Source organism: Vibrio sp. HA2012 (assembly GCF_002812955.1).
In the GTDB taxonomy this organism is placed as follows: Bacteria; Pseudomonadota; Gammaproteobacteria; order Enterobacterales; family Vibrionaceae; genus Vibrio.
The window spans coordinates 156,172-171,099 of sequence record NZ_PFXK01000009.1 but is presented as its reverse complement, the minus strand read 5'-3'; the positions used below and the strand labels follow the sequence as shown (position 1 = coordinate 171,099).

At 42.2% G+C, this 14,928-nt stretch carries 21 protein-coding genes; 15 read left to right on the top strand and 6 right to left on the bottom strand.

What is annotated here, in order from left to right; genetic code table 11:
- Window positions 1-443: 443 nt before the first annotated feature.
- The 3 genes from CSW98_RS15995 to dusA all read right to left on the bottom strand — a co-directional run bounded on the left by CSW98_RS15995 (window position 444) and on the right by dusA (window position 2,195).
- Window positions 444-674 (bottom strand): hypothetical protein, encoded by a 231-nt coding sequence (locus CSW98_RS15995; protein ID WP_100801473.1) that lies wholly within the window; start codon window positions 672-674, stop codon window positions 444-446.
- Window positions 675-814: 140 nt separating this feature from the next.
- Entirely contained in the window at window positions 815-1,024 is a 210-nt protein-coding gene (gene pspG, locus CSW98_RS15990; protein ID WP_100801472.1) for an envelope stress response protein PspG, read from the bottom strand.
- A 160-nt stretch (window positions 1,025-1,184) separates the two neighbouring features.
- Complete coding sequence (gene dusA / locus CSW98_RS15985) at window positions 1,185-2,195, bottom strand: tRNA dihydrouridine(20/20a) synthase DusA (RefSeq protein ID WP_100801471.1); 1,011 nt, start codon at window positions 2,193-2,195, stop codon at window positions 1,185-1,187.
- 122 nt (window positions 2,196-2,317) lie between these two features.
- Between dusA and CSW98_RS15980 the strand changes: the two genes are divergently transcribed.
- Window positions 2,318-3,391, top strand: a complete 1,074-nt coding sequence (locus tag CSW98_RS15980; RefSeq protein WP_100801470.1) for a tyrosine-type recombinase/integrase — start codon at window positions 2,318-2,320, stop codon at window positions 3,389-3,391.
- A 39-nt stretch (window positions 3,392-3,430) separates the two neighbouring features.
- On the opposite strand, the gene CSW98_RS15975 is transcribed toward CSW98_RS15980, so the two are convergent.
- From CSW98_RS15975 to CSW98_RS15965, 3 genes are all read right to left on the bottom strand, one after another.
- A complete protein-coding gene (locus CSW98_RS15975) occupies window positions 3,431-4,018 on the bottom strand; it encodes a hypothetical protein (protein WP_100801469.1) in 588 nt (195 codons plus the stop codon).
- 284 nt (window positions 4,019-4,302) lie between these two features.
- Entirely contained in the window at window positions 4,303-4,722 is a 420-nt protein-coding gene (locus CSW98_RS15970) for a type II toxin-antitoxin system PemK/MazF family toxin (protein WP_100801468.1), read from the bottom strand.
- The gene (locus CSW98_RS15965) at window positions 4,722-5,606 is read right to left on the bottom strand and encodes a helix-turn-helix domain-containing protein (RefSeq protein WP_100801467.1); all 885 of its coding nucleotides are present in this window, start codon (window positions 5,604-5,606) and stop codon (window positions 4,722-4,724) included. The genes CSW98_RS15970 and CSW98_RS15965 overlap by 1 nt, the downstream gene beginning before the upstream one ends.
- A 160-nt stretch (window positions 5,607-5,766) precedes the next feature.
- On the opposite strand from CSW98_RS15965, the gene CSW98_RS15960 reads away from it, so the two are divergent.
- The 14 genes from CSW98_RS15960 to CSW98_RS15895 all read left to right on the top strand — a co-directional run bounded on the left by CSW98_RS15960 (window position 5,767) and on the right by CSW98_RS15895 (window position 14,779).
- Complete coding sequence (locus CSW98_RS15960; protein WP_100801466.1) at window positions 5,767-6,051, top strand: pyocin activator PrtN family protein; 285 nt, start codon at window positions 5,767-5,769, stop codon at window positions 6,049-6,051.
- Window positions 6,052-6,281: 230 nt separating this feature from the next.
- The gene (locus CSW98_RS15955) at window positions 6,282-6,830 is read left to right on the top strand and encodes a phage regulatory CII family protein (protein ID WP_100801465.1); all 549 of its coding nucleotides are present in this window, start codon (window positions 6,282-6,284) and stop codon (window positions 6,828-6,830) included.
- Between the two features lie 11 nt (window positions 6,831-6,841).
- Entirely contained in the window at window positions 6,842-7,171 is a 330-nt protein-coding gene (locus tag CSW98_RS15950; protein WP_100801464.1) for a hypothetical protein, read from the top strand.
- An 82-nt stretch (window positions 7,172-7,253) separates the two neighbouring features.
- A complete protein-coding gene (locus CSW98_RS15945) occupies window positions 7,254-7,847 on the top strand; it encodes a hypothetical protein (protein ID WP_100801463.1) in 594 nt (197 codons plus the stop codon).
- A complete protein-coding gene (locus CSW98_RS15940) occupies window positions 7,844-8,296 on the top strand; it encodes a DUF3850 domain-containing protein (protein ID WP_100801462.1) in 453 nt (150 codons plus the stop codon). Before CSW98_RS15945 ends, CSW98_RS15940 begins: the two co-directional genes overlap by 4 nt.
- Window positions 8,293-8,520 (top strand): hypothetical protein, encoded by a 228-nt coding sequence (locus CSW98_RS15935; RefSeq protein ID WP_100801461.1) that lies wholly within the window; start codon window positions 8,293-8,295, stop codon window positions 8,518-8,520. The genes CSW98_RS15940 and CSW98_RS15935 overlap by 4 nt, the downstream gene beginning before the upstream one ends.
- Window positions 8,517-9,347 carry a DNA adenine methylase gene (locus tag CSW98_RS15930; RefSeq protein WP_100801460.1) on the top strand — a complete coding sequence of 277 codons (831 nt, stop codon included), beginning with the start codon at window positions 8,517-8,519 and terminating at the stop codon, window positions 9,345-9,347. Before CSW98_RS15935 ends, CSW98_RS15930 begins: the two co-directional genes overlap by 4 nt.
- Before the next feature lie 268 nt (window positions 9,348-9,615).
- Window positions 9,616-12,243: a replication endonuclease gene (locus tag CSW98_RS15920; RefSeq protein WP_100801458.1), complete on the top strand. Its 2,628-nt coding sequence runs from the start codon at window positions 9,616-9,618 to the stop codon at window positions 12,241-12,243.
- 10 nt (window positions 12,244-12,253) lie between these two features.
- The gene (locus tag CSW98_RS15915; RefSeq protein ID WP_100801457.1) at window positions 12,254-12,505 is read left to right on the top strand and encodes an Ogr/Delta-like zinc finger protein; all 252 of its coding nucleotides are present in this window, start codon (window positions 12,254-12,256) and stop codon (window positions 12,503-12,505) included.
- A 20-nt stretch (window positions 12,506-12,525) separates the two neighbouring features.
- Window positions 12,526-12,672, top strand: coding sequence for a hypothetical protein (locus tag CSW98_RS17575; RefSeq protein ID WP_232733543.1), 147 nt, complete (start codon window positions 12,526-12,528; stop codon window positions 12,670-12,672).
- Between the two features lie 41 nt (window positions 12,673-12,713).
- A complete protein-coding gene (locus CSW98_RS15910) occupies window positions 12,714-12,932 on the top strand; it encodes a hypothetical protein (RefSeq protein ID WP_100801456.1) in 219 nt (72 codons plus the stop codon).
- 273 nt (window positions 12,933-13,205) lie between these two features.
- On the top strand, window positions 13,206-14,018 hold the full coding sequence (locus CSW98_RS17910; protein WP_100801455.1) for a KilA-N domain-containing protein: 813 nt from the start codon (window positions 13,206-13,208) through the stop codon (window positions 14,016-14,018).
- Between the two features lie 105 nt (window positions 14,019-14,123).
- Window positions 14,124-14,303, top strand: a complete 180-nt coding sequence (locus CSW98_RS15900) for a type II toxin-antitoxin system HicA family toxin (RefSeq protein ID WP_100801454.1) — start codon at window positions 14,124-14,126, stop codon at window positions 14,301-14,303.
- A gap of 62 nt (window positions 14,304-14,365) precedes the next feature.
- Window positions 14,366-14,779 carry a type II toxin-antitoxin system HicB family antitoxin gene (locus tag CSW98_RS15895; protein ID WP_100801453.1) on the top strand — a complete coding sequence of 138 codons (414 nt, stop codon included), beginning with the start codon at window positions 14,366-14,368 and terminating at the stop codon, window positions 14,777-14,779.
- Window positions 14,780-14,928: the final 149 nt, after the last annotated feature.

Genomic DNA, 14,928 nt, shown 5'->3' with positions numbered 1-14,928 from the left:
TTGAAATCCAGTTGATTCTTTAGAATCATCTTCGATTGTCATCAACGAGTGCCCACACAGATTGATAGGTTTAAATTGTTAAAGAGCTTTGCTTTAAAGGCTTTCCCTCAAAGCGGACGGCCATTTTAGCGAGATATAATTTCGTGTCAAACACTTTTTTATGATTTTATGCATTTAAAAATAAATGAATAACTTCATAATCTCACTAACTTTATTCAGCCCACCGTCACCGCTTAGCCCTTATGAGCTTTGCCGTGTCAGCGAGGGAGCATTATAGAGATAGAAATTGTCTTAGCAAGCCATTTTTTTGTTTTTTTATAAAAAAAGAAGTTTGGAGTAAAATACACTCTCTACCTTATATTTGTACATCTTTATCAAAGATAAATTCACACGTTATCCACAGATACACTCATAATTGATTGCAATGCAATCAATTATGATGCCTATCTTTCTTCCACTCTGACCTGACGAAATCCAACCTCCATAGCAGATTGTGATGCCAGATCCAGATCATAGTACTGACACTCCTCTCCATCAATGTCAGTTAATATGATAAATCCCCCCTGCACATGACGAAACTCAACAACCCATCCGCCTTCTTGTATTGAAGGTTCAATAACAGCTTCCACCAATTGATGCTTTTGATACAGGACACGCAATTCCGTTAATATCATCATTATCCTTCTTAGCTGCGAGCTAATCTCAATGGTGTAAGCATGGTTCATTGCAGATAATTTGCTAAGGGAATAAGCTTTCTTATAACACTCAGGTATAAAAGAAGCTCTTTTTATGTATGGATATAAGGCTGTGTACTTTAACGAGAACAATAGACATGGTTTTTAAAAAACCAGACACCGACACCAATTACAACTAACCAAGGCAATAGTTTTAGAGCTAATCCCAGCATACCTAATAAAAGCATCACTACAAATGATATCCCTATAGCAAAAACGATGCTCATCATAGTGATGCCTGTAAACACCAGAATCCCCAAAAATGATAAAAAAAATATTAATTCAAACATTATAACTCTCCTCGTATCGACATATGAGATGAGCAGAATTCAGGCCAACCATGTACATTTTGATAATTCATTATTTATCAAGATATTAAGGAAAAACTCATCGATTAATAATAATCAATTCAGAAATGAATGGTAAAATTCACCATAATATTGGTGAAATTCACACTCCCAATTCTTCAGGTATTTTTGCTAATGCAGCTTCAACCACTTCAAGACCAGCACCGTTCTTATGCGCATTTTCACTAATATACCGACGCCATTGACGGGCTCCAGGCATATTCTGAAACAGACCAAGCATGTGTCTTGTAATATGCCCAAGGTAAGCACCACCAGATAGTTCTCTCTCAATGTAAGGATACATTTCTTTTACCACCTGAGAACGTTTTTTTACTGGTTTACACATCCCAAAGATTTGCTGATCGACTTCCGCCAGCAGGTAAGGGTTCTGATATGCCTCTCGACCAACCATTACTCCATCGAGATATTGAAGATGCTCTTTAGCTTCTTCCAGAGTTTTTATTCCTCCATTTAATGAAATGGTCAGTTGGGGAAAATCTTTTTTCAATTGGTAAGCCCGAGCATAATCCAGTGGTGGGATTTCCCGGTTTTCTTTCGGACTTAATCCTTTTAACCATGCTTTTCTTGCATGAATGGTAAAATCTCTACAACCCCCTTTATCAGATACCAAGCCGATAAAGTCAGTCAGAAATCGATAAGAATCCAGTTCATCGATCCCAATCCGAGTTTTCACAGTTACAGGAATGCTGACAACATCTCTCATCGTTCTGACACACTCAGCAACTAAATCTGCCTCAGCCATAAGACATGCACCAAAACGGCCATTCTGAACTCTGTCGGAAGGACAACCAACATTTAGATTAATTTCATCATACCCTCTAACTTCCGCTTCTTTAGCACAACGAGCAAGATCTGCCGGATTTGAGCCACCAAGTTGTAAAGCAAGCGGATGTTCTGCATCACTGTAAGCAAGAAAATCTCCTTTACCATGGATAATAGCGCCAGTGGTGACCATTTCGGTATATAACAAACTTTCACTGGTTAGTAGTCTATGAAAATAACGGCAATGCCTGTCAGTCCAATCGAGCATGGGTGCAATGGAAAAGCGGCTAGCCTCGAATTTATTGGGGTTCTTTGATTTATCTAGGTTCATAAAGGATTTAGGTATTCTTGATTTTGCGATGAGTTGCTATGAATAACGATGAATTACGTTGTATAGTACGCCTATAGTACACCTCAAAGTAACCTACTCGGTACGCCTCAAGGGTTTATTAAATGGCATCTTACAGTATTCAAACTCGCACTATCGCCAATGGCGAAAAGCGGTATAAAGCAACGATAACAGTAAAAAGTAATGGGCGAATTGTACACCGATTTGCCAAAACACATAAGAAAAAAGCCATCGCTACTGCTTGGGCAAAGAATCAAGTCAGTGAAATAGAAACAAAAGGCTTTAATACTCAAAGAGCTACTACTATCGCTGAGTTGCTTGACCTGTTTATGGGTGAGCGTGATTTATGGGATAACACGGGGCGTACCAAGCAGTATGTGATTAAGATGCTTCGTGACTGCGATATTGCAAAAGTACAAACCAACCGCCTTACTACTGCTGATCTCATTGAGCACTGTAAGAACCGGAAGGGTGCAGGGGCACAACCAGCCACTATCTATCATGATATTGCTTACTTACGTTCAGTAATGAAAAAGGCGAACCCGGTATTCAACATCGAGGCGAACTACGCAGTATTTGAAGAAGCTGTACCGGTTCTCATTGATATGAAGTTAGTCGGTAAATCGCAAAGGCGTACCAGAAGGCCAACCGAAGTTGAGCTGGATAAACTAAAGCAAGGGTTACTTGAACGGGAGAACTTTAGGCCAAATGGCCCTACTCGCATCCCGTTCTTAGACATACTCGATTTCAGTATTCTAACCTGCATGCGAATTGGTGAAGTGTGTGCACTACGTTGGGAAGACCTAAACGAAGGGAACAAAACAGTGATTGTTCGTGATCGTAAAGACCCACGTAAGAAAGAAGGTAACCATATGATTGTACCTTTACTGGGTGACTCGATGAATATTGTTATGCGCCAGGAACGCAAAGGCGAATTAATATTCCCTTATAACTCTCGTTCGGTGACGGCAGGTTTTCAGCGAGTTCGGAACAGTTTAGGAATTGAAGATTTACGCTATCACGATTTAAGACGTGAAGGTGCAAGCCGGTTATTTGAGTTAGGTTACTCTATAGAAGAAGTAGCACAGGTGACTGGCCATAGAAACTTAAATATTTTGTGGCAAGTTTATACTCAGCTGTTTCCGCATAAGCTCCATGAAAAGAACGCCAGAGTATAAAAAAGCCCTGCACAATACAGGGTTAGTATTATGATGTTCTTACAAGTTGAAGCTAGCGCCATCTAAAGAAAGTTTCACTGATTGAGGGTATAAATAAAATTCAGGTTGTTCTAAACGACCTGAATCAGTTACTGACATTTCCTTACCAAGCGAACCACTAAAGAAGATGTCATCGCCTTTTTTAAGCTGGCTAAGCTTATTGATTGCATTTTCGTCTTTAATGAATAAGTGATAAAGCTGAGCATAATCGCGGTAGCTGTCGTGCTGGTCACCATCATACATAGCCTTTACACGAATTCCGTCCTCACTCTCAGATACAGATTCGACTTTTGCATACCAAAATTCTGCTTGGCGTTCAGTGTTAATAAAAGAATTAAATTGAGACTGAAGTTTATTGGCTTGAACTGAGTTTGAAGATTCCTGAGCATCTTTAATGGAAGATCTGAACTCGTTTAGTTGGTTAGTGAACAGCACTTGAGAGTCAGGAACCTTATCAGGACTAAAGACCGAAACACCAACCAACAGAGCAACAAACAAACCTAAAACAACGCCAAATACTTTAAGTAATTTTTTCAACATTCTATTCCTTGGATAATTATTATTTTCAGCCAACAAAAAAGTACCCATACGGATGCCTTAAGACTTCTAAGCAACCTGTATTGCTTGATTATTTTCATAGTGTAGATAAACAAAACCCCCGCATAAGCGAGGGTTGTTTCAGCAGCGCCACAAGGGCTTGTTATCGCCGGTTCGTGGGCTGGCTACATTCCAAGAACGTAGTCTAAGTGCTCCGTTTTGGTTAAACCAAAGAAGCTGTGACACCATGATCATAGTGCAAGTAACGCTTTTTTTGCAAGCATTAATTGTATTTCATCGTCATTTATCGTTACTCATCGCAACTAATGATAGTGCTATAGATGCTCGGCTATAGACCCGATATGTAAACCATGAAGCACACAAGAATATACCTTTTTCATGTTCTCACGAGACAGTCTATTCTGAAAATAGAGCCTACGACCGTTGTCTCTACCGATGGAAACAAAGCTTAGCCTTTCAAACGACATTGTGTAAATCATGTCACCCTTGAGCCACGTATTGCCTCTCTCAAAAAACTTGTTACGTGGCATGTGGTTATCATCAAGCAACAAGTGATAATCCATGGCGACTTCAGGCTTAGTCGTACTTAAACAAGCAACAGTTACCAGCCCATGCCCATTCGGCTTAGTGCCAATAACAAGAACAGGACGACGCTTAACCATCTCTGGGGCTTTCATCCCATCAAAATCACAAAGAAGAATTTGCCCAACTTTAGGTGAATATTTAATTGCCACTAAACCACCGCCTTCATAACGGTAGTAACGACTTTACCAATTACCTTGAACTCTTGTAGCTTGTCACCGTTCACGATAAATGGTGGATACAATTCTTTATTATCTGAAATCACTTCATAGCCTTCGGCCATGATGTCGTATTTCAGTCGCTTGATATAAACGTGCTTACCAATACGAACAACATAAACACCGTGTTTAACCGGGTGTTCCAGTTCGCGGGTATCAACCAGAACTTCGTCACCATCGCTTAACGTGTCTTCCATTGAATCACCTTGGCAGGTGATAATTCGTGCGTCATCTTCATTTAAACCAAATCGACTTAGCCACTGGCAAGGAACAAACTCGGTTCTAATTTGGTATTCAGCCGAATTCTCAGCCCCCCACCCACAGGCAGCATAAACGTTATAAACAGCCACAGGACACATGTCGAGTTGGTGAATCAGCTTTGATTCAGCGATGTTTGGCATATGAATCAGTTTCCGTTCACCGACTAGCATCTCTAAATTCTTCTTAGCAGCCGCTATCGCTATAATTTCATTTCTCGCATCTTCGGTTTCTTTTTCAATGGCTTGAATGCTTTTGAAACTACGTTCAGCAAGTTCATTCTCTAACTTTTTCTTAAGTGCCGGATCCATGCTTTCAATTGAAGGCTCACCTAGAAGAAGAAGCGCATCAGCCTCATCTTTATCCGTGACGTACTTATCAACTAATTGTTTTTTTACATCATGGTGAAAATTAGAGATATGGTATTCAAAAGCTCGTCCATTCCCAGACGCTTTTCTTTTTAACCAATTGTTTCTTCGAGCTTTCTGACTAACACCAACAATTGTATTTGGCATGCCATCTAACCCTAAAAGCTCTGAGCTAATAAACCACTCTCTCATACAAACCTTAATTAAACACTTGACTGTTAACCATTACGATCGTTTAATTAAACACATTAAACCAACCAACATAAACCGCTATTAAACGAGATGAGTTGCGATAAATAGCGATTTACATTGTACGTGCCTAAAGGCGCACTTAACAAGAGGTGAAGATCTCATGAGTCTACATATAACTGAAAAAGGCATTGCATATGGGCTTCATGCTCGATTTGGCAAAGACACCATTCCATTGAGTGAAATTTGTGAAGAGTACTTTGGTATCAACCCCAAAACGGCTCAACAAAAAGCTCGCGCTTATGATTTGCCATTACCTGTCTTTCGTATGGATGAATCTCAACGAGCTCCTTATCTAGTAATGGTTAACGACTTAGCAGAATTCATTTTTAAGCAGCAAGAAATTGCACGAGGAGAATGGTTAACAGCTCAAGGGCGCAACCATTAAAAGAAACGGCACTGGAGCATAGCCCCAGCGCCGCGTTATGAAAACCAGTACAGCCACGTTCCAATGTGACCTCTTTTGACTTTGGCGAGACACAAGAACACAAAAGAACGTTCTCGATGTGCAAGGATTCATAGGTGAACTCGCGTTCCTATTTAGGATAGCCCGTCTTACCTTCCCTGTCATTCCGTATCTGGTTTTTGCTTCCCTAGCTACAGAGTTGAGTATCTGATATGGAATCGAAACAAGCAATGTGCGAATTCCTTCAAAGTGCACAATGCAACTTTGATGACGCATGCGTAAGCTTTGCAAAAAAACACGACATGACCAAGCTGGCTAAACAAGTTGGCATAGCAGGTAATTCGATGCGCAATATGCTTAATCCAGAACAAGCAAGACTGCTGGCACCACCGATGATGATAGCCATCAGTAAAGCAACCAACGATTACTCTATTGTTTATGCCCTTCTACGTGAGCTCGATATCGTAGCCGCTCACCTCCCTAGCGACACTAGTGAAGCAACCCGAGAAACATTCTTAAAGCGTGTGCTTGAACATTCCCTAAATTCAGGTGAGTTATCACGCATGGCTTTAGAGTTTGGGGGCGATTCTCGCCTTCCACGCACAACCAAAAACAACATCATTGCTAAATGCCAGCACGGTATTAGCAACCTCGTCTTAATCATTTCCGATTTAGAAAACCGCACCAGTGGCATGACTCCGTTCCTAAGTATGGGCGTGGACTTTGTTGCCAATGGCGCACCACTTCCCGGTTTAGCGTAAGAGGTAACATCATGTCTGTAGCAGCAAAGAAACAAACAGTACAAACACCATCAGCACAAGACAGCATTGCCGCATGCAAATCATTGTTCAATGGCAAAGCTACACGTAACAAGCTTAAAGAAATGTGGCACCGCATGCCTCCACGATTTCGCGGAATGGTTCTGATTGCCGGTGATATAAAACCATCAGAATACGCACGTGAGCTTGATGAATTTGACGATATCGAGCTACAGAAAATCCGTAACGGAATGCAGCTAATAAAAGAGATAGCACTCGTATTTGACCGCAACCTCGGAGACGTTCGCCACCTCAAGCACTACCAGTTCAGTAATACCCACTAAACCTAGCCAAGCCTTTGCCCTTTCGATTTCATTAGATTGAAAGAGGGATTTTTTAACCAAATTAAGCGTAGGAGCTTTGATTATGGAAGGTAACACCGTTTTAGAACAAGCCAATGAAGTGTTGGCAGAAGCGCGTAAAGTGCTCAAAAAGTCGGAAGAGAATTTGGACAAGTCGATTAGAGCGAGTGACTTAGCTTTAAGTAAAACCAGAGAGTTAGCTCATGCGCTGTCTTGTTTATCTAAGCCTATGATGACTCTGGCGCCAATGTCTGAGGAAGAAGAGCATCAGCTAAAAGAAAAGCTGAAAAGCGTATCATCTAGATACCAGCCTGTTTTGATGAATGGCTGCGTTCATGGATACGTTGAATCACCTAAAGAGCGTGATGTATATGACGTTATCCACGCTATCAATGTATTGGCGCTATCAAACGCTGATGTTATCCAAGTGTTTGTTGATATTGATGGTAATGCGAAAGTGGTTAGCGTTTGGGCGGTTGATATTAGTACCGACTGGAGTGATAAAGAAGCGAGTAAAGAAAGGTTATTAAGTGAAATGATCTATTTGCGACACGAACCTAACCCTCTAGAAAAACTCATTCTCATCGAAAGCCAATTAACAGATCTCATCATTGAAGCCCGTGAACAAGCCGAAGCGAAAGCGGAGGTAGAGGCATGAGTACTTTCAAGCTACATGAGCTGAAGATCAAAACTGAACATTTCGAAGATGTTCTGGCTGGACGCAAAACCCATGAAGTTCGTCTGAATGATCGAAATTATCAGGTTGGTGATGTTCTTCACCTGCAGGAAATAGATAAAAACCTCCAGTACACAGGTCAGACACTTAATGCTTGTGTCACCCATGTTCTTAAAGGTGGTCAATACGGGCTGGCTGATGACTGGTGTGTTCTTTCCCTTGGCAGCGTTACTGCCACCTCAGCCAAACTGTTGATTAAATTCCTGCGTGATCGGTTAGAAGAAACCTGTGATTGTATTGAAGCCAGTTACAGCATTATTCGTGAGTCCGGGCGTACCATCACCGATTCACAAATAACTGTGGAAGGTGGCCGGGAGTTTATCGCGGAGGCTAATGCTTATCTGAAAGATATTAGCGAGGTGGCAGCATGATGTACACCGCTGTTCACCTTTGTCCGGATGGCGGAGTAATCCGCCATCCGGACACTCAAGAAGTCGCCAATATTCAAATTGGCGATTTCGACTCCATGGATGATGCCATCCAACAAGCATGCCTTGATCTGAAATGTACCCAAATGCACAACGGAACCTTAACCAAAGGCTACGGAAAAGGCGGGTTTATGGTGGTGCCCACTCAGGAACTGGAGGCAGTATGAGTGAAGTAATTAACGCTCCTGCAATCAGATACCACGGAGGTAAATTCCGCCTTGCGCCGTGGATTATTGAGCATTTCCCTGAACACAAATGTTATACCGAGTGTTTTGGTGGTGCCGGCAATGTGCTGCTGAGAAAACCAAGAAGTTACGCTGAAGTCTATAACGATGTTGATCTTGATGTGGTGAATTTGTTTTCTGTATTAAGAGATCCAGAACTTAATCAAAAGCTGCGTGAGGTATGTGTATTAACGCCCTATTCTCGGGAAGAATTTGAGCTGGCGTTAGAGCATACGGATGAACCGCTAGAAAGAGCAAGACGGACAGTTGTACGAGCCACAATGGGGTTTGCTGCAACAACATCAGCAAGCGGATTCCGTATAGATACAAAGCGTAAATACGCAACAGCTATGCATTTGTGGTCACTCTACCCTGATAATTTGTCTGCAGTAGGTAAGCGTTTCTCAACGGTTCTCATTGAGAATCGTCCTGCAATTGACGTTTTGAAAAAGCACGACGCAGTAGATACGCTGCATTATTGTGACCCCCCATACATGCCCGAAACAAGAGTTAAAGGGAATCGAAGCTATAAACACGAGATGACAATAGCAGAGCACGAAGAATTATTACAGTGCCTTCGGAATCTTAAAGGATATGTGGTTCTGAGTGGTTACGAGTCTGAATTGTATAACGATATCCTAACCGGTTGGACTAAGGATACTAAACAGTCTCGTATTTCAGGCGGCAGAGGAACAAAAAAACGTACCGAATGTCTTTGGGTTTCACCATCTTGTGCTGAAGCATTAGCAATGCATGAGGTGACAGCATGAACAATAAACGATGCCCACATTGTCCATGTATTGTTCTGGAAACTGCCGCTATATGCCCAGAATGTGGCCTGCAATTTAACGGGCAGCCGAAACAATTCTCTGATGGTGAACTAAGAGTCAGCAAGCCTTGGCGAACTGAGGTATGCCTTACATTTGTCAGAACGGAAAACCTTGATAGCGGTTATGGCGTTTCAAAAATCTTTTTAAAGAAGGAAATAACAAAGCTGGTTATTGCCTCGTTTCTTAACCATGCAAGAACTCTGCTGTAATGCATACTCTCACTGAACCCACCGAAATCGAATTGTTCGACCTGCCATATCAGGCTCCTTTAGCTCCGGTTGAAGGAGTCTGTTATGCGCATCAACACGATATTCTCGAACCGGAAGACTTAACTGTTCAGCAACGCCGGTTATTTGAAGCAAATCCGGATGATTTCGAGTGGGCAAAAGACAAAATAAAACGTCTTCCGGAATACCTGACTAAGTATTTTGTCACTCGCTATATTTCTGTATTTGAAAAGGAAGGACGCAGAGAAGCCAATATTTTTCTACGTGAAAAGGCAGACCCGGCAATGGAGCGGGCTCTGACAGTTTTGCGCAAATACAAGCAATTACCCACCACTCAGAAAGTGGCTTTGCTGTCTAAAGAGTATGAAGAAGAAAATCCATTTATGGATGTATTCTTTACAGAGCATGGCTTGCCAGAAGATTTACCAACTAAGCAAATGAGCTTTAATTTTGAAGCTGCCGAACGTAATCGCAAACCAGTTAAAAATCGGACATTGGCGGAACTGGAACCGGACGAGTTACGAGATATGGCTTTCTCTGTATCTAAGATTATGAACGCCAGGTATCAGTTTATTTCGTCTCAGGCAGTGGGAAAAGTCAAAGCAGAGCTTAAGCGACAAGGAGTTAAAACCTCTGAATCAAAAATCGGCACAATTGCTGTCATCAATGGATATAAAGAGTTGGCAGAATTTGTTGAGCAGCTCGGCATAAAAGCCCCACGCCAGAGAAAAAATCAAACTGAGCTGACAGCACTGAATGATATTTCAAAGATGATCAGCGAAACATGGTGGCGAGGCCGGTTGGTGAAATCCCGGAAAATTATGCGTGAACACCTTGCTATTGCTATGGGGCAGGTTTCTTACAAAGCCTCTCCTTATGCATCATGGGACTGTATTCGTGAACATAAGGAACAACAGAAACAAAACTGGGATTACATTAAGCAGTGCCAGTTGCTGAATGAAGAAACCGGAGAAGAAGCGGATCTGGCCGACATGGTTCTGAAAAGTATCTCGAATCCTGCCATCCGTCGTCATGAATTGATGGTTCGCTGCCGGGGATGTGAAGACATCGGCAATGAGCTGGACTTACAAGGGTTATTCCTCACTCTGACCACGCCATCTAAATACCACAACAGCTACAAAAAAGGCGGCTTTATTCCGCATTGGAACGGAGCTAGTCCGAGAGATGCACAGGCTTATCTGAATAATGTCTGGAAACGTATTCGCGCCAAACTTGGCCGTAAAGAGGTGCGTTGGTTTGGTGTTCGTGTGGCTGAGCCTCACCATGATGCGACCCCGCATTGGCATCTGTTGATCTGGGTTAAACCGGAAGATGTGACTATTGTCCGGCGTGTCTTTATCCATTATGCAACGATTGAAGACAAAGAAGAGCTGCATCCGCACTTTGACCGTAATGAAATTCGCGCCGAAAAGAAACGGAATTTTCAGGGTCCTATGAATTACAAGGCTCGCTGTGATTTTGGGTATATCGATCCGGCCAAAGGCACAGCAACCGGTTATATCGCAAAATACATTTCAAAGAATATCGACGGTTTTGCAATGGACAATGAAATGTCCGATGAAACCGGTAAACCTGTAAAAGACATGGCGAAAAACGTCGGGGCATGGAAAAGTCGTTGGAACATCCGTCAGTTCCAGTTCTTCGGTGGTGCGCCGGTAACAACTTACCGAGAGTTGCGCCGCTTTGCCAACAACGATAAAGCAAGCTTTAACGAATATCTGACGCAGTTGAATTATGAAGAATTACTTGCTGTGTATGAAGAAATGGAAGTTAAGGCCGGAAGAAAATTTGTGGGGCCACCTGTCCCAGTAGAACTTATCCGAAGCTGCAAAAAGTACAACAGTAAATACCTGTTTATTCTGCTGACTCAGGTTTACCAGGCTGATTTGGAACACGAAAATGCCACCGTTACTGATGTGATGAAAGCGGCTGACCGTGGTCAGTGGCGCGATTACATCATCGGGCAAGGTGGTCCATTTGTTAAGCGCAAAGATTTACTGATCACTAACGTCTATGAAGAGTTGCCGTTTGCATCCCCTCACGGTGAAACTGTTCGTAAGTTAAATGGGTTTGACGCTTCCGGTGTGTTTATAAAAACCCGGATTAAAGTCTGGACAATTCAGAAGAAACCAACCCATACCATTGATATGAACGCACCAGACGGAAGCGCAGCTTCCGCAATTGGCGGCTTTGCCGCCTCTCGGAGTTCTGTCAATAACTGTACGGAGCCACCTCCGGCACAGATCAGCGATCAGCTTATTCGTTTATTCGAACCAGATAAAAAACCGTCTGGTTTGCCGCCGGATATTGACGATTTCAGTCTGGCCGCACTGATAAAAGGCAGCTCAGTTCGAATTGATGATGAAACCAGTATCCAAATCCGCCCTGCGGAGGTAGACAAGCACGGCAATGTACGCCCTGCCCAACTGGTTGAAGTAAAACGCAGGCCGGAAGATGACCTGAAATGGATGGATTTTGATGGCTGGGATCAGATTTTTGCTCAGCCAGAACCAACCAATAACGATGAATATCAACAACCCGACCTGTCATTCTTCCCGGAACGGGACGATGACTGGCCGTTAGCGTAGGAGAAAGAACATGCTAATCACCTGCCCTATTTGTGGAAGCAAAGCCCGTATTGCGACATCCAGGGCAATAACCATGGAAACCAGAGAAGCTTACTGTCAATGCTTAAATTTAAATTGTGGCCGGGCATTCACGACTTTAACAACCGTTAACAGAATAATAGAACCTACAGGTAACAAACCCGATCCAGAGCTTCAGCCGGAACTCTGTAAGGGTGACTTAAACCAGATGGACATATTCACGCAAATTGAAGAACCGGCATAAACAAACCAAGAGGAAATATGATGAAGAAGAAACTAACCCAATCAGAAAATCATTCAGAGTCTCTAGACAAACTTATGGAGCTAGAACTTGTTGAGAAAGATGAAAATGGAAAGGTTATATCAGTAACCCCACTAAAAGATATGAAATTTAAAGTAATCAAAAAGTAAGATGGTAGCATAGAGGTAATTTTAACTAGGAGGTTACCGCTATGGCACAAAGTTTACGTTGTCCGGAATGTGACGAAGTATTCATGGTAGAAAACGAGATATTCAACGAAGAAAAGCAAGCAACAATTTATGCCGCTTTTTGCGAATACTGTGAGAAGCCCCTTTATCATATTGAAGGTAAAAATATAGATAACCTATCAATAAAAGGAGCGTTGAGAGCAGAACCCGTTGATGAGGAGGAAAATTGGGACATTATTTGACAATAGACCCGATTCAAGATTACGCTAGTAAGGCACTGGCAAAATCCGGTGCCCGTGGGTTTCGCATCCCCAGAACCGTTTTCTCAAGGCGCATGTCGCCAGCTTTCTGCTGGTTTTTTTATGCGTGATTCAGCACATCTGTAGAATTATGGTGGGCTGGATGGGAGCACTCCGGTGCGCCGCTATCCTTGAGGGCGGTAATGCGAATCCTGTTCAGTTCACCACCCATTTCGCATTTGAGTGGTGACGTTCTTTTACTCAAGGAGTCACACAATGACTAATTTAACTATCTTCTCAAAAGAAATCCGCACTCTTGATGGGCTTTACTCTCTAAACGACTTGCACAAAGCGAGTGGTAATGCTCGAAAACATCAACCAAATTTATTTGTTCGCTTAGACTCAACTAAAGAGCTCATCAACGAAATTGAGCGATCCACAGATCTGTGGATCGACACTGAAGTAACCAAAGACGGAATTCCGTCTTTGAGTGTAAAACATGACGAACGAGGTAAGAATTCTTACTTCGAAAGCGATCTAGGAATTCCTAGATCGAAAGAAATTGAATGCTCCTCAGATCTGAGGAACGGTAATGAAAGTCGATGCTCAGATCTGAGCATCGCAATAAAAGCCATCAAAGGTGGGCACAAACACCAAGGCACTTGGGTATGCAAAGAACTGGTTTATGCCTACGCCATGTGGATTAGTGCCAAATTCCACTTACAAGTCATTCGCGCCTTTGATGCGATGCAACAAAACTCCCCTATTCCCGCTGACATGATGATTATGGATGAAAATGCATTCCTTTCATTTAGCCAGGAACAAGCCGGATTTCTAAGAACCATTCTAAGACTCAGCGAAAAGTTAGAGCGCAGAGAAAAAGACACCTATCTGAAAATCAGAGAAATGAAGAAATTACTTTCAATGACCAAAACACTTTGCGCTGAACTTGAGTCAGAAGTAACAACCTTTGAACAACAAATAGTATCGGACCAGAACGTCATTAGTCACATTCATCTGTACCGTTCTTTGATACTGAAAGGAGAAAATAGTCAGGCTTTGCGGTCGTATTTAAACATGCCGTATTAGAAAGACTTTGCGGAATAAAGAAAAAGAGTTATTAGAGTTATAAAAATTGACAGCAACAAATAACGGGGTTATTATAACCCCAAGTTAAACAAAACAGGAGATAGCGTGACAAGTGCAGACCTCATCAAGCTTTTGAAAAAGAACGGATGGGAGTTAAAAAGTATTAGAGGAAGTCATCATAAATTTCGACATCCTGACTTTAAAGACCCCATTATTGTTCCCCATCCTAAGAAAGATTTAAAAATAGGATTGGTCAATAAGCTGAAAAAACAAGCGGGGCTATAAGCCCCCTTAACTGCACACACGATATTTCACGTGCTTAGCACATAACAACCAAGGAACTCACTATGTTATATCCAATTGCCATTGAAATCGGAGACGATACGCACGCTTACGGCGTTGCATTTCCTGATTTGCCAGGATGTTTCTCAGCAGGTGATAGTTTAGAAGAAGCATTGGCCAACGCAAAAGAAGCTGCCGATTTTTACTTAGAAGATTTAGCCGAAGAGGGCAGATTGCCACCGCAAGCTAAATCATTATCAGAGTGGCAAAAAGACGAAGAATATATCGGCTGGGCATGGGCCGTTGTGGAAGTTGACATTGAGCCTTACTTAGGTAAATCCAGCAAGTTAAATGTGACACTTCCAAACTTGTTATCTAAAAAGATTGATGAACAAGTAAAAGCTCACCCTGATTTATATAAAAATCGTAGCCACTTTTTACAAGTAGCAGCAACTCATGAACTACAACATTCAGCATAAGAACAAGCCCACAAATCAGTGGGCTTTATTATGATGAATAGAAAGATCACAAAAACGATCAAAAACGCAAAAAAACGATCTGGGATAATCTCTATATCCCCAATCTAAAACAGCCATTGATTCAGTTCCCACAAGGGCTGTGCTCAAAT